The 13565-nt window shown below is 55.5% G+C and carries 8 protein-coding genes, 15 tRNA genes, 3 rRNA genes and 2 pseudogenes; 4 read left to right on the forward strand and 24 right to left on the reverse strand.

All coding sequences use genetic code 11. The features are described from left to right. Nucleotide 1: 1 nt before the first annotated feature. Together OMP40_RS03465 and OMP40_RS03470 are read right to left on the reverse strand one after the other, a co-directional pair. Entirely contained in the window at nt 2-670 is a 669-nt protein-coding gene (locus tag OMP40_RS03465; protein WP_277529133.1) for a PspA/IM30 family protein, read from the reverse strand. 22 nt (nt 671-692) lie between these two features. Further along, entirely contained in the window at nt 693-995 is a 303-nt protein-coding gene (locus OMP40_RS03470) for a hypothetical protein (protein WP_277529135.1), read from the reverse strand. Nucleotides 996-1416: 421 nt separating this feature from the next. Here OMP40_RS03470 and OMP40_RS03475 point away from each other — a divergent pair. Continuing rightward, nucleotides 1417-1512, forward strand: a pseudogene (locus tag OMP40_RS03475) (hypothetical protein); the annotation flags it as partial. 106 nt (nt 1513-1618) lie between these two features. Then, complete coding sequence (locus OMP40_RS03480) at nt 1619-1825, forward strand: NlpC/P60 family protein (RefSeq protein ID WP_277529137.1); 207 nt, start codon at nt 1619-1621, stop codon at nt 1823-1825. A gap of 55 nt (nt 1826-1880) precedes the next feature. Here OMP40_RS03480 and OMP40_RS03485 read toward each other — a convergent pair whose 3' ends face one another. Next, nucleotides 1881-2339: an MEKHLA domain-containing protein gene (locus OMP40_RS03485; RefSeq protein ID WP_277529139.1), complete on the reverse strand. Its 459-nt coding sequence runs from the start codon at nt 2337-2339 to the stop codon at nt 1881-1883. 175 nt (nt 2340-2514) lie between these two features. On the opposite strand from OMP40_RS03485, the pseudogene OMP40_RS03490 reads away from it, so the two are divergent. Together OMP40_RS03490 and OMP40_RS03495 are read left to right on the forward strand one after the other, a co-directional pair. Then, a pseudogene (locus OMP40_RS03490) lies at nt 2515-2857 on the forward strand (DUF3243 family protein). Between the two features lie 108 nt (nt 2858-2965). Continuing rightward, the gene (locus tag OMP40_RS03495) at nt 2966-3895 is read left to right on the forward strand and encodes a YihY/virulence factor BrkB family protein (RefSeq protein ID WP_277529239.1); all 930 of its coding nucleotides are present in this window, start codon (nt 2966-2968) and stop codon (nt 3893-3895) included. Nucleotides 3896-4126: 231 nt separating this feature from the next. On the opposite strand, the gene OMP40_RS03500 is transcribed toward OMP40_RS03495, so the two are convergent. The 21 genes from OMP40_RS03500 to OMP40_RS03600 all read right to left on the reverse strand — a co-directional run bounded on the left by OMP40_RS03500 (nt 4127) and on the right by OMP40_RS03600 (nt 13393). Beyond that, nucleotides 4127-4633 carry a formate/nitrite transporter family protein gene (locus OMP40_RS03500; RefSeq protein ID WP_277529140.1) on the reverse strand — a complete coding sequence of 169 codons (507 nt, stop codon included), beginning with the start codon at nt 4631-4633 and terminating at the stop codon, nt 4127-4129. A 22-nt stretch (nt 4634-4655) separates the two neighbouring features. Beyond that, nucleotides 4656-4928, reverse strand: coding sequence for a formate/nitrite transporter family protein (locus OMP40_RS03505; RefSeq protein WP_277529141.1), 273 nt, complete (start codon nt 4926-4928; stop codon nt 4656-4658). 118 nt (nt 4929-5046) lie between these two features. Further along, the gene (locus OMP40_RS03510) at nt 5047-6489 is read right to left on the reverse strand and encodes a serine hydrolase domain-containing protein (protein WP_277529142.1); all 1443 of its coding nucleotides are present in this window, start codon (nt 6487-6489) and stop codon (nt 5047-5049) included. Between the two features lie 275 nt (nt 6490-6764). Beyond that, nucleotides 6765-6851: transfer RNA gene (locus OMP40_RS03515), tRNA-Leu, on the reverse strand. Nucleotides 6852-6877: 26 nt separating this feature from the next. Continuing rightward, nucleotides 6878-6954, reverse strand: a tRNA-Arg gene (locus tag OMP40_RS03520). An 11-nt stretch (nt 6955-6965) separates the two neighbouring features. Further along, nucleotides 6966-7039, reverse strand: a tRNA-Cys gene (locus OMP40_RS03525). A gap of 12 nt (nt 7040-7051) precedes the next feature. Next, nucleotides 7052-7126, reverse strand: a tRNA-Gly gene (locus OMP40_RS03530). Between the two features lie 8 nt (nt 7127-7134). Beyond that, nucleotides 7135-7209, reverse strand: a tRNA-Gln gene (locus OMP40_RS03535). Nucleotides 7210-7219: 10 nt separating this feature from the next. Further along, nucleotides 7220-7295 (reverse strand) — tRNA-His (locus OMP40_RS03540). Between the two features lie 18 nt (nt 7296-7313). After that, a tRNA-Trp gene (locus tag OMP40_RS03545) sits at nt 7314-7387 on the reverse strand. Nucleotides 7388-7405: 18 nt separating this feature from the next. Beyond that, a tRNA-Tyr gene (locus OMP40_RS03550) sits at nt 7406-7489 on the reverse strand. A 15-nt stretch (nt 7490-7504) separates the two neighbouring features. Then, nucleotides 7505-7581 (reverse strand) — tRNA-Thr (locus tag OMP40_RS03555). A 23-nt stretch (nt 7582-7604) separates the two neighbouring features. Beyond that, nucleotides 7605-7680: transfer RNA gene (locus tag OMP40_RS03560), tRNA-Phe, on the reverse strand. Nucleotides 7681-7706: 26 nt separating this feature from the next. Then, nucleotides 7707-7783: transfer RNA gene (locus OMP40_RS03565), tRNA-Asp, on the reverse strand. 33 nt (nt 7784-7816) lie between these two features. Then, nucleotides 7817-7893: transfer RNA gene (locus OMP40_RS03570), tRNA-Met, on the reverse strand. Between the two features lie 106 nt (nt 7894-7999). Then, nucleotides 8000-8076: transfer RNA gene (locus tag OMP40_RS03575), tRNA-Glu, on the reverse strand. Between the two features lie 19 nt (nt 8077-8095). After that, nucleotides 8096-8188: transfer RNA gene (locus tag OMP40_RS03580), tRNA-Ser, on the reverse strand. A 4-nt stretch (nt 8189-8192) separates the two neighbouring features. Next, nucleotides 8193-8268, reverse strand: a tRNA-Asn gene (locus OMP40_RS03585). Between the two features lie 25 nt (nt 8269-8293). Then, a 5S ribosomal RNA gene (gene rrf, locus OMP40_RS03590) occupies nt 8294-8410 on the reverse strand. Nucleotides 8411-8592: 182 nt separating this feature from the next. After that, a 23S ribosomal RNA gene (locus tag OMP40_RS03595) occupies nt 8593-11550 on the reverse strand. 289 nt (nt 11551-11839) lie between these two features. Continuing rightward, nucleotides 11840-13393, reverse strand: a 16S ribosomal RNA gene (locus OMP40_RS03600). The 16S, 23S and 5S rRNA genes sit together here with 15 tRNA genes alongside, the layout of an rRNA operon. Nucleotides 13394-13565: the final 172 nt, after the last annotated feature.

The following is a 13565-nucleotide window of genomic DNA, read 5'->3' on the forward strand; positions in this document are numbered from 1 at the left end:
TTTACCCTCCTCCTTGTTCCAGCTTGCGCTTCAAATTTTGCAGCTCGCGGTCCACGGCTTGAGAGACCACCGTGCCGGCCTGGTAGACGAGCTCCTGGCCCATGCGCCGCAAATCTCTGAGGCTCTTGGTCTCCAGCTCCATGTCCGTCAGCCGGTCGTCCACCTTGCGCAGCATCTGCGAAGGATCGGCGCTTCCCGGCGCGAAGCGGGCGTTCAGCCTTTGCTGCAGCTTCAGCGACTCCATGCGGGCGATGTAAAACTGTCTGCGGTCGTACACGCTGCGATATTCGTCCCGCAGCTCCTGAAGCAGTTGCTCCAGCTCCAGCAGCTCGCCGCGGCTTTGCTCGTACAAGCCTTGATAGCGCTCCGCCCGCTCTTCGTGGGCGACCTTGTCGGCGAGCGCCAGCTTCGCGGCGTTCTCCTCGCCCGCCTTCAACGCGGTGAGCGCCTGTTCTTCGCGGCGCTGCGCCCATAGCTGCGCGTCCTTCAACTGCTTGTGCATCTGATCGGTGTGAGCGGCGTATTGCCGCTGCAGCACCTCGCACTGACAAATCTCCTGATGCGTCGACCAGAGAAACTGATCGATCAATTTTACCGGGTCTTCCGCGTTGTCCAATCTTTCGTTCAGCGTTGCGATCGTGATATCCCGCACTCGTTTGACTACGCTCATTGTTATGGATAACCTCCTTTGCTTACCATCTGCGGGCGCGGCCCGTTTTGCCGCTTAGCATCGATATTCCCAGCACGATCAGCCCGATCGCCGCGACCCAGAAGATCACGACCGACAGCTTGCCCAGCAGCATGAAGCCGCCGATGATGCCGATGACGATGCCGATCAGCCTGTACCCGTTGCGCCATGCCATCACGCCCAGACCGATGATCGCGATCGGAATGAGCAGACCGATGATCCACCCGACCAAATGACCCAGCTTACCGAAGAGAAGAAGTACGCCAAGCGCGATCAGCACCACTGCCCAACCACTGTTCTTTTTCAACTCGTCTCACCCCTTTGCGTCGTTTCCTGTTTGCTTTACCTCACAAACTCATTGTAAACGTTCGGACGCCTTCGGATAACGGACCCGCGCACGGAATTGGCCCTGGACTGCAGTCGGGGGCCGGCACGGTCTCAAGGTGCCAACATTTGCGGGTACCTTTGGCCGACCGTCTATGTTAGCGTTATTTGTACCATGAACGGGAGGTGTTTGGATGTTGCGCAAACGCTTGATGGCGACGTCGGCCGGTCTGCTCGCGGCTTCTGCGATATGGACGTCTATGCCGGCTGCTTTCGCTTCCGCAGCCGACGCGACGGACATCGGCTCCGCCTGGACTTTCGAAGGCGAGAACCCGACGTCCGCAGCGTCCGCCGGCAGCTCGGCCGCTTCCTCATCCGACGTAGAAAAGATCATCGCGGAAGGCATGCGTTATATAGGAACGCCTTACGAATACGGTTCCGACCGGAGCACGGACGCGACGTTCGATTGCGCGGACTTCGTCAGATGGATTTTTTCCCGCGCGGCGGGAATCGAGCTGCCCTCGGATTCGCGGGGACAGGGAGATTACGTCAAAAATAAAGGCTCCGTTTCCGGCGATTGGCGGACGTTGAAGCGGGGGAGATTTGATGTTCTTCATGTCCTACCGCGGCGCTTCTTCTTCGGCATACGGCGACGCGGCCAAGTCGCATGCGGCAATCACGCATGTCGCGATTTACTTGGGGGACGGCAAGCTGCTGCAGACGTACTCCAAAGATAGCGGCGGCGTTCGGATCGATACGATCGAAGGGACGACTTGGGAAAAGCGCTTTTTGTTCGGCGGCAGCGCCCTCTGACGCTTCATGATTAAAGTTAAAGGCTCCGCTCCTCAACTGGGGCAGAGCCTTTTTTTCACAGCCAGGTCCAGCTCGGAAACATCGCCGCCTGGCCGCGATAAGCGCCTTTTTCGTCGATCAGGTTCCACACGACGGCTCGTTCGATTCGGAATCTGCCGCCGCCGCCCGATACCCTCACGCCTTCGTAGCCGTCCGAATATCCTTTTTGTCTGACGTCCTCCATAAAAGCCTCCCGAACCTCGCGCTGCATCGGCTCCGCCGTCAATCTGGAGGGCATTCGGGTAAACGTCTGCCAATCCATTTCCCATAACGTTTGCGCGGTCCGATTGCCGTAATTGAGCACCGGATCTTCCTCGGTCCCATGGGACAGCAGCGCGAACGGCGCTTCGTACAAAACGTCCGACGCGCGTCCCTCCGCTGCCGTTTCGATCAACGATTTTCCCGTTAATTTCCGGTAGCTGTCCATGAGCAACCGGCTGTGCCGCTCCAGCCATTCGGCATCCGCTACGTTCATCCGTTCCTCGCTCCTTTCCCATTTCCCCATTGTACTTCCGTTTCACCGGCGGTCAAGATGGACAATAGGAAGTAGTCCGGGCAGACGCCCTGGAGAGGGCTTTGGGTCGTCGGCATGGATAGAAAGTCCAATCGATGGCGCACAATGACATTAACTTTTAAAGGAGGAATTCAGAATGAGCGAGACCCCGCATATTATCGATAAAGAAGAGCGAATCGACACGTCCAAGGTGGGCGATACGATCTCTAGAATGGACGCTCCGAAAAAGGACGAGATCCTCAGCAACTTCGAATCGTTTAAAAGCTATTTGAACAAGCGTATCGCGCTTGGCGAATCGCTCGGGTTGTCCGAAGAGCAGCTCGCGCAGGTCGCGGAGAAGGTCGCGGACTATCTGGCCCAGCATGAAGATCCCCCGCAACGCGGAGGAAAACCTGCTGCAGGAGTTGTGGAAGGTCGGCGATCAGGAAGAACGCCACAAACTGGCGCATATGCTCGTGAAGCTGGCACAGAATTCCTGATCAGTTGCCGGCTGCGAAGCTGCGTTCGATCGCCGCGCGAGCGGCGGTCGATCTTTTACCGAGGCAAGGAGGAAAGGAAGATGGACAAAAAAAGCGAAAAAAAAGACGCTGCGCTTTGCCGAAAATTTATACTGCCGTTTTCAGGACGACGAAGTGCCCGCGATGGGCGCCCAGTTGACCTATTACTTAATTCTGGCGATATTCCCTTTTATGATCTTCCTCGTCGCCTTGATCGGCTTCACGCCGTTCACGACCTGGGACATGCTCGATGCCCTGCACAAGGTGCTGCCGCAGTCCAACAGCCAGGTGCTCGTAGATTGGATACAAAACGTACAAAACAATCGCAGCGGCGCGCTGCTGTCGTTCGGGATCATCGGTTCGCTTTGGTCGGCCTCGAATGGCATCAATGCGATCATCAGGGCGCTGAACAAAGCCTACGACGAGCCGGAGACCCGTCCCTTCTGGAAGGTCAAGGGCTTGTCGCTTGTCGTGACGATCGTCCTCACGCTCGTCATCGTCAGCAGCCTGGCCTTGCTCGTATTCGGACGTTGGCTCGGCGAGTGGATTTTCAAGACGTTCGCGCTGCCCGACTTCTTCGACGAAGTATGGTCCGTGGCTCAGTTCCTCATCCCGATCGTCATTATCGCGCTTGTGTTCACGGCCATGTACAAGTACGTACCCAACCGGCATTTGAAATTCAAAGAGGTGCTCCCGGGCGCCCTCGTGGCTACGATCGGCTGGATCGTCGCGTCGGGCCTGTTCGCTTTCTATGTCAGCAACTTCGCCAACTATACGAAAACGTACGGCAGTCTGGGCGGCGTCATCGTACTGCTCACCTGGCTGTACATCAGCAGCATCATCGTCGTGCTTGGCGGAGAGATTAACGCGACGCTCGCCTTCGACCGGGAAGGCAAGAGCAAACCGGAATGCAAAAAGTATACCCATTCCATCACGAACGCATGGCATAAAGTTAAAAATTGGCGTTCTCCCAAGCGCGGCGAAAAAGGGAAAAAGGTGCCGCCCCACGTGCATACGTAAAGTTTGAATTGTCCCGATTCAAATGCCTTAAGATTACGGAAAGCCGCCTTGCGACCGAACTCGGCTTAAGCCAGCCGCATCATAATGATGCTGATGCGGGCCAGCTTTCAAAGTTCCGAAGCAGGTTCCATATAAAAGGGCCGGAATTTGGATTCCGGCCCTTGTTCCGTATTCGGACGTCATGCGATATCGTTGTTCCTCATCTTCGCACGATCGCCGCCACACCCCTCATCAGCCGGCGATCGCAGCCTTCTGCCGATGAGCCAGATAGAACAGCAGCCCCGTAAATATCGCACCGCCCGCGAAGTTGCCCAGCAGGACGGGAACCCAATTCCACAGAAGCATGTCCGCGAACGAGTAATTCGCCCCGAGCATGAGTCCTGCTGGCAGAAGGAACATGTTGACGATCAAGTGCTCGAAGCCTTGTCCGAAAAACAGCAGCACCGGCATCCACATCGCCGCGATCTTGCCGATCGTCGAAGTGGAGGACAGGCTCATGACGGCGCCGAGCGCGACCATCCAGTTGCAGAGCGCCGCCTTGACGAAGGCCAGCATCCAGCCCTCGGCGCCGATATGCACATAGGCGATCGTCTTGCCCTCCGCCGCAGCGATGACCGCCTGCACGAGCGGGTTGCTCATATCGTGGCCCATTTTCGTAATGGTCATCGTATAGAATGCCGCGTACAGGCCTGCTCCGATCAAGTGACCGAGAAGCGCCCATCCGAAGCTGGAGACCATTTTTCCCGGACGCGTTCGTCTCTTAAGTACGGCCAGGGGGAAGCGCCGCGAAGCTGCCGGTTACGAGCTCCAGGCCCAACAGCAAAATCAGCACGAATCCGATCGGAAACAGAATGGCGCCTGCGATCGGCATATTCGTCTGTACGGACGCGGTATATGCTAGCGTCGTCGCGCATCCGAGTATCGCGCCGGCCATTCCGCTCCTCACGAGCTTTTGCGATACGGGTAACTGCGCCTTCGCTTCTCCCATCGCAATCAGGCTTTCCAGCATTTGTCCCGGCTTCACATAATCCATGCAACCGCCCCCTAAGCTGCTGCCGAACGACGGCGATCCCGCCCTTGCGCCGGCTTCTTCGCTTCATTATAGACGGGGGCATCCTGCCGTGCTGTGACTAACTTAACAGCGTAGGGACTTATCTGCTTACTTCCGTGACTGCCTTGCCTTCGAGCGTTAATTGCTTGGGGCCGAACAAGTCATACTCGGAATTATAATTGATGATGAGTGTGTCTCCTTCGAATCGGCAACGATACGTCTGCACGAAGGCGGTCTCGATCGGCCGAACGGCGAGCAAAAAGTTTTTTTCATCCGTCCAGCCGCCGCTGGCGGATATTTTTATGACGCCGTCCGGCGTCTTCCATTCATTTAACGTCCATGTCGTGCAGCTATAGTTCAAGATTCGCTCCTGCCCGATTTGCGTCCAAACGACGCATCCACCCTGCTCGTCTTCGCGCAGCTCCACTTCAGTCAGACCCAAAGGATTGTCTTCCAAGCGATAACGGACGCCCGAAGAATCGTCCCGTCGCCTGCCGGTGGAGACATCGGAAGGTACGGCGATATGAAGCGACGCCAGCCTGTCTGCAAGCGCTTGACTCGTCCCGGCACTAAGGTCGATCGCTTCTTTTTCTTGATTCAGCGCCGGCAGCAAACCCTCCCATATCGCACGCATGACGGACTGCATATCGTTGACGCCGCTCGTTATCGCAAGTACCGTATCTTGTTCGGGGAGTACGATGATGAATTGACCGAAAGCGCCATCCCCCCGATACGCTCCATACCGGCACTGCCAGAACTGATAGCCATAGCCTTGGTGCCAATCGCTATCCGGATCGCTGCCGTTCTCTATGCGTTTGCCGGTAGAGGCTTCGATCCACTGCTCGGATAGGATACGGCGGCCTTGCCAGGTTCCCTTATTAAGATACAGCTGCCCCAGTTTTGCAAAATGCTCCGTGTTCGCGCTTAGTCCCCATCCACCAACCGTTATCCCCTTCGGACAGGTCTCCCATGTGACGCCGTGAATGCCAAGGGGCTCGAACAATCGCGTCCTTGCGTATTCGAGCAAAGGCTGCCCCGTTAAACGCTGGACGATAGCGGATAGCATATACGTGGCGCCGCTGTTGTAGACGAAGACCGAGCCGGGCGTATGCTCGACCGGCAGCGACAGAAAGGCGCGTACCCAATCCTCCTCTGCCATCATGGCGGGCGACGTGTCCGTCTGGTGTCCGCTCGACATCGTGAGCAGGTGCTCTACCGTCATGGCTGCGAGGCGCTCGTCCGGTCGCTCCGGCGCATACTCGGGGAAAAACGAGAGCACTTTGTCCCGGACAGTCAGAAGTCCCTCGTCCGCTGCGATGCCTACGCAAGCCGACGTAAAACTTTTGCTGACCGAGTTGGCCAGCCTAAGGCGTTGGGGCGAATACGGCTTCCACCCGCCCTCTGCAATGACCGTTCCGCGACGTAGCAGCATGAACGTATGAATTTCGCCGCTGTCTTCCAAGCGATCCAGGAACGCAAGGAGATCGGCAGATCGGATTCCTTGCGCTTCCGGTGCGCTGCGCGGTAATGCGACATTGTCCATATTAAATCGTACTCCTTTCTGCTCCTTCGATTATTTCACAGTGATAAAGCTTCTACAGATCGAATCGATTCCCTGCTTAGCTTTGAACGAGCATGAAAAAGAGGCAGCCGCCGGCTGCCTCCAACACTTTTGTTTCGTTTATGTAACTGCCTGGGTGCGCTCCGATCCGATCAATAAGACAGAATTCCGCAAATGCGATCGCCTCTCCAGCTCTAAGGGTTTCTATGAAAATAAAAAAAACAAGAAATTAATAAAATTTCTTGAATTCGTAGTTATGGTGCCGGTGAAGGGACTCGAACCCCCCACTCCCTCTCGAGAAGCGGATTTTGAGTCCGCCGCGTCTGCCATTCCGCCACACCGGCATATTAAATTTTCTATAAATAAAAAATGGCGCGCCCTAAGAGATTCGAACTCCTGGCCTTTAGATTCGTAGTCTAACGCTCTATCCAGCTGAGCTAAGGGCGCGAGTATGAAGTTGGAGGCGCCACCCAGACTCGAACTGGGGGTAGAGCTTTTGCAGAGCTCTGCCTTACCACTTGGCTATGGCGCCAAGAAACTTAGATGGAGCGGAAAACGGGATTCGAACCCGCGACCTTCTCGTTGGCAACGAGATGCTCTACCACTGAGCTATTTCCGCACATACAATGGCTGGGGATCTAGGATTCGAACCTAGGAGTGACGGAGTCAAAGTCCGTTGCCTTACCGCTTGGCTAATCCCCAAAGGTAAAGATGGGGCGATCGAGGGGAATTGAACCCCCGAATGTCGGATCCACAAACCGATGCGTTAACCACTTCGCCACGATCGCCATATTACCAAGTTTCATTGGCAGGGGCAGCAGGAATTGAACCCACACTAACGGTTTTGGAGACCGCTGTTCTACCTTTAAACTATGCCCCTATAATGTTAAGGTAAAACTGGTGGAGGATGATGGATTTGAACCACCGAACCCGAAGGAACAGATTTACAGTCTGCCGCGTTTGGCCACTTCGCTAATCCTCCATGACTGTAAAACAATGGTGCCGTCGAGAGGACTTGAACCCCCCAACCTACTGATTACAAGTCAGTTGCTCTACCAATTGAGCTACAACGGCATATCCATAAGGCATTACTCAGATGGTGGCTCGGGACGGAATCGAACCGCCGACACGAGGATTTTCAGTCCTCTGCTCTACCAACTGAGCTACCGAGCCATTTTGCAATCTGTTGAGAAAGAAAATGGCGGAGCTGACGGGATTCGAACCCGCGGTCTCCTGCGTGACAGGCAGGCATGTTAGGCCTCTACACCACAGCTCCATGTGGGATCTCGGATCAAATCCGGGATAAAGTTGGTTGCGGGGGCAGGATTTGAACCTGCGGCCTTCGGGTTATGAGCCCGACGAGCTACCGGGCTGCTCCACCCCGCGTCGTTAGCAAGTCTTACTATTTTGGCGACGTTTCATATCATAACCGATATCGCCTTGTTCATGCAAGCCCTTTATCAAAATATTTTTGAATCGGACTTTATAAAGATGGTGACCCGTGGGGGGAATCGAACCCCCCGTTACCTCCGTGAAAGGGAGGTGTCTTAACCGCTTGACCAACGGGCCGCATACGTAAGTAAGTAACTGGCGGAGAGAGAGGGATTCGAACCCTCGAGACGCTTGTGACGCCTACACGATTTCCAATCGTGCTCCTTCGACCAAACTCGGACATCTCTCCATGATGGCTCCCCGAACAGGACTCGAACCTGTGACAACTCGATTAACAGTCGAGTGCTCTACCAACTGAGCTATCAGGGAATATATGAAATTGTGCTGCATCCCGGCCTGGCGACGTCCGACTCTCCCAGGACCCTGCGGTCCAAGTACCATTGGCGCTGGAGGGCTTAACGGTCGTGTTCGAGATGGGTACGCGTGGGACCCCTCCGCCATAATCACCAGACCTGTTGCGCAGCGAAGCGCGCAAAACGGTGTAGCCGGTTCAGGCTTAACCTCATGTTTGGCATAAGCCAACCAGCTTTGCAGCTTCACAGAGCTTGCGCCCTGAAAACCGGATGCGAAACGAAGATGCGCTAGAAATGCTCTTGCCTGTGCGGCTTGCCGTTTGTTCCTCGGAAGGAACGGTAGGATAAGCCCTCGACCGATTAGTACTCGTCAGCTACACATGTTGCCATGCTTACACCCCGAGCCTATCAACCTGGTGTTCTTCCAGGGGTCTTACATACTGGGAAATCTCATCTTGAGGCGGGCTTCGCGCTTAGATGCTTTCAGCGCTTATCCCTCCCGCACTTGGCTACCCAGCGATGCTCCTGGCGGAACAACTGGTACACCAGCGGTGCGTCCATCCCGGTCCTCTCGTACTAAGGACAGCCCCTCTCAAATTTCCTACGCCCGCGACAGATAGGGACCGAACTGTCTCACGACGTTCTGAACCCAGCTCGCGTACCGCTTTAATGGGCGAACAGCCCAACCCTTGGGACCTACTTCAGCCCCAGGATGCGATGAGCCGACATCGAGGTGCCAAACCTCCCCGTCGATGTGGACTCTTGGGGGAGATAAGCCTGTTATCCCCAGGGTAGCTTTTATCCGTTGAGCGATGGCCCTTCCATTCGGTACCACCGGATCACTAAGCCCGACTTTCGTCCCTGCTCGACTTGTAGGTCTCGCAGTCAAGCTCCCTTATGCCTTTGCACTCTTCGAATGATTTCCAACCATTCTGAGGGAACCTTGGGGCGCCTCCGTTACGCTTTAGGAGGCGACCGCCCCAGTCAAACTGTCCGCCTGACACGGTCCCTTCACCGGATTCACGGTGACAGGTTAGAACCTAGATACGATCAGGGTGGTATCCCAACGGCGCCTCCATTGAAGCTTGCGCTCCAACTTCTTAGGCTCCCACCTATCCTGTACAGACCGTACCCAAGTTCAATATCAAGCTACAGTAAAGCTCCATGGGGTCTTTCCGTCACGTCGCGGGTAACCTGCATCTTCACAGGTACTAAAATTTCACCGGATCTCTCGTTGAGACAGCGCCCAAGTCGTTACGCCATTCGTGCGGGTCAGAATTTACCTGACAAGGAATTTCGCTACCTTAGGACCGTTATAGTTACGGCCGCCGTTTACTGGGGCTTCGGTTCACAGCTTCGGGTTGCCCCTAACCGCTCCCCTTAACCTTCCAGCACCGGGCAGGCGTCAGCCCGTATACTTCGCCTTACGGCTTCGCACAGACCTGTGTTTTTGCTAAACAGTCGCTTGGGCCTATTCACTGCGGCCCCCTCGGGCTATTCACCCTACCGAGGCACCCCTTCTCCCGAAGTTACGGGGTCATTTTGCCGAGTTCCTTAACGAGAGTTCTTCCGCGCGCCTTAGAATTCTCTTCTCGCCTACCTGTGTCGGTTTGCGGTACGGGCACCTTCTCCTGGCTAGAGGCTTTTCTCGGCAGCGTGAGCACGGAACCTTCGGTACTGTAATTTTCCCTCCCCATCACAGCTCAAGGTTAAAGCATGCGGATTTGCCTACATGCACCCCTTACTGCTTGGACGAGCTATTCCATCAGCTCGCGTTCTTGCCCTCCTGCGTCCCCCCATCGCTCGTAACGGATTACGGTGGTACAGGAATTTCAACCTGTTGTCCTTCGACTACGCCTTTCGGCCTCGCCTTAGGTCCCGACTTACCCTGAGCGGACGAACCTTCCTCAGGAACCCTTAGGCTTTCGGCGGACAGGATTCTCACCTGTCTTTTCGTTACTCATACCGGCATTCTCACTTGAATGCAGTCCACCGGTCCTCTCGGTCCGACTTCTACCCGCATTCAACGCTCCCCTACCCAAGCGTTTCTCAAAAAAAAAAAAACCCAAAAAAAAAGAAACGCGAGCCATAGCTTCGGTGGTGTGTTTAGCCCCGTTACATTTTCGGCGCAGAGTCACTCGACCAGTGAGCTATTACGCACTCTTTAAATGGTGGCTGCTTCTAAGCCAACATCCTGGTTGTCTTCGCAACTCCACATCCTTTCCCACTTAACACACACTTGGGGACCTTAGCTGATGATCTGGGCTCTTTCCCTCTTGACGACGGATCTTAGCACTCGCCGTCTGACTCCCGAGCATACATCCATGGCATTCGGAGTTTGACTGGACTTGGTAACCCTTGGCGGGCCCCGCACCCAATCAGTGCTCTACCTCCATGATGCTAAATCTCGAGGCTAGCCCTAAAGCTATTTCGGGGGAGAACCAGCTATCTCCGAGTTCGATTGGAATTTCTCCCCTACCCCCACGTCATCCCAGAGCTTTTCAACGCTCACGAGTTCGGGCCTCCAGTAAGTGTTACCTCACCTTCACCCTGCACAGGGGTAGATCACCCGGTTTCGGGTCTACGACTACGTACTCAAGCGCCCTATTCAGACTCGCTTTCGCTGCGGCTCCGCTCTCCGCTTAACCTCGCACGTAAACGTAACTCGCCGGTTCATTCTACAAAAGGCACGCCATCACCCCTAGATCGGGCTCTGACTTCTTGTAAGCGCACGGTTTCAGGTTCTTTTTTCACTCCGCTCCCGCGGTGCTTTTCACCTTTCCCTCACGGTACTGCTTCACTATCGGTCGCCAGGGAGTATTTAGCCTTGGCAGATGGTCCTGCCGGATTCCCACGGGGTTTCTCGTGTCCCGCGGTACTCGGGATCCGTCTCGGAGGGAGCAGACTTTCGGCTACGGGGCTTTTACCCTCTATGCCGGGCCTTTCCAGACCTCTTCGCCTAACCTGCTCCTTTGTAACTCCATGTGAGACGTCCCACAACCCCTGAGAGCAAGCTCTCAGGTTTGGGCTAATCCGCTTTCGCTCGCCGCTACTGACGGAATCACTCTTGTTTTCTTCTCCTCCAGGTACTTAGATGTTTCAGTTCCCTGGGTGTGCCTTCTCATGAGCTATGTATTCACTCATGGATGACTGGGCATGACCCCAGCCGGGTTTCCCCATTCGGACATCCCCGGATCAAAGCCTGCTTACGGCTCCCCGAGGCAATTTCGCTGTTCGCCGCGTCCTTCTTAGGCTCCTGGCGCCTAGGCATCCTCCGTGCGCCCTTAATAGCTTAACCTAACGCTCCGAGTTGTCGATGTCACTGCGTTCTCCGATCAACCCGCCAACCTGCTTGCGCAGTCCGGCCGATCCTCGAAAGGCTGTTCCATTCGACATCTCTTCGCTCTCAGCAAAGTCTACACAAGGCATTGTAGAGAATTTCTAATTTGCGCATTTTCGTTTCGCTATCCGGTTTTCAAGGTGCAAGCAAGTGATCGTAAGACCAGCTTGCTGAAGGATTTCTCCTTCAAAACTGAACTCGAGCGTTAAAGCCACGGACTTTCGTATTGCCCCGAAGGGCTCCTTAGAAAGGAGGTGATCCAGCCGCACCTTCCGATACGGCTACCTTGTTACGACTTCACCCCAATCATCTACCCCACCTTCGACGGCTGGCTCCCTTGCGGGTTACCCCACCGGCTTCGGGTGTTGTAAACTCTCGTGGTGTGACGGGCGGTGTGTACAAGACCCGGGAACGTATTCACCGCGGCATGCTGATCCGCGATTACTAGCAATTCCGACTTCATGCAGGCGAGTTGCAGCCTGCAATCCGAACTGAGACCGGCTTTGGTAGGATTGGCTCCGTCTCGCGACTTCGCTGCCCGTTGTACCGGCCATTGTAGTACGTGTGTAGCCCAGGTCATAAGGGGCATGATGATTTGACGTCATCCCCGCCTTCCTCCGGTTTGTCACCGGCAGTCGATCTAGAGTGCCCACCCGAAGTGCTGGCAACTAAATCCAAGGGTTGCGCTCGTTGCGGGACTTAACCCAACATCTCACGACACGAGCTGACGACAACCATGCACCACCTGTCTCCTCTGTCCCGAAGGAAAGGCCTATCTCTAGACCGGTCAGAGGGATGTCAAGACCTGGTAAGGTTCTTCGCGTTGCTTCGAATTAAACCACATACTCCACTGCTTGTGCGGGTCCCCGTCAATTCCTTTGAGTTTCAGTCTTGCGACCGTACTCCCCAGGCGGAGTGCTTAATGTGTTAACTTCGGCACCGAGGGGTGGACCCCCCCCAACACCTAGCACTCATCGTTTACGGCGTGGACTACCAGGGTATCTAATCCTGTTTGCTCCCCACGCTTTCGCGCCTCAGCGTCAGTTACAGTCCAGAGAGCCGCCTTCGCCACTGGTGTTCCTCCACATCTCTACGCATTTCACCGCTACACGTGGAATTCCGCTCTCCTCTTCTGCACTCAAGTCTCCCAGTTTCCAGTGCATCACGGGGTTGAGCCCCGCACTTAGACACCAGACTTAAAAGACCGCCTGCGCGCGCTTTACGCCCAATAATTCCGGACAACGCTTGCCCCCTACGTATTACCGCGGCTGCTGGCACGTAGTTAGCCGGGGCTTTCTTCTCAGGTACCGTCATCGAACCAGCAGTTAACTGGCCCTTATTCTTCCCTGGCAACAGAGCTTTACGACCCGAAAGCCTTCCTCACTCACGCGGCGTTGCTCCATCAGGCTTGCGCCCATTGTGGAAGATTCCCTACTGCTGCCTCCCGTAGGAGTCTGGGCCGTGTCTCAGTCCCAGTGTGGCCGTTCACCCTCTCAGGTCGGCTACGCATCGTCGCCTTGGTGAGCCGTTACCCCACCAACTAGCTAATGCGCCGCAGGCCCATCCCAAAGCCACAGCTTGCACCGTGTTTCTCAGCAAGGCGATGCCGCCTCGCTGCCTATCCGGTCTTAGCATTCGTTTCCGAATGTTATCCCGGTCTTCAGGGCAGGTTGCCTACGTGTTACTCACCCGTCCGCCGCTAACCTCTTCAGGAGCAAGCTCCATCAGAGATCCGCTCGACTTGCATGTATTAGGCACGCCGCCAGCGTTCGTCCTGAGCCAGGATCAAACTCTCCATAAAGGGTAGTTCGACTTGCTCATGATAAAGCTGGTATAACTTTTGCCTCAGCCCCGAAAGGCTTCAGCGTCCGTTTGTTTTAACGCTCGATGTTCAGTTTTCAAGGAGCAATCTCGTCTTCGCTCATCGGCCTCTTGCTCGGCGGCCTCTCAGCGGCGACTTGAATAATATATCA

It is taken from the genome of Cohnella rhizosphaerae (genome assembly GCF_029525575.1).
GTDB classification, from domain to species: Bacteria; Bacillota; Bacilli; order Paenibacillales; family Paenibacillaceae; genus Cohnella; species Cohnella rhizosphaerae.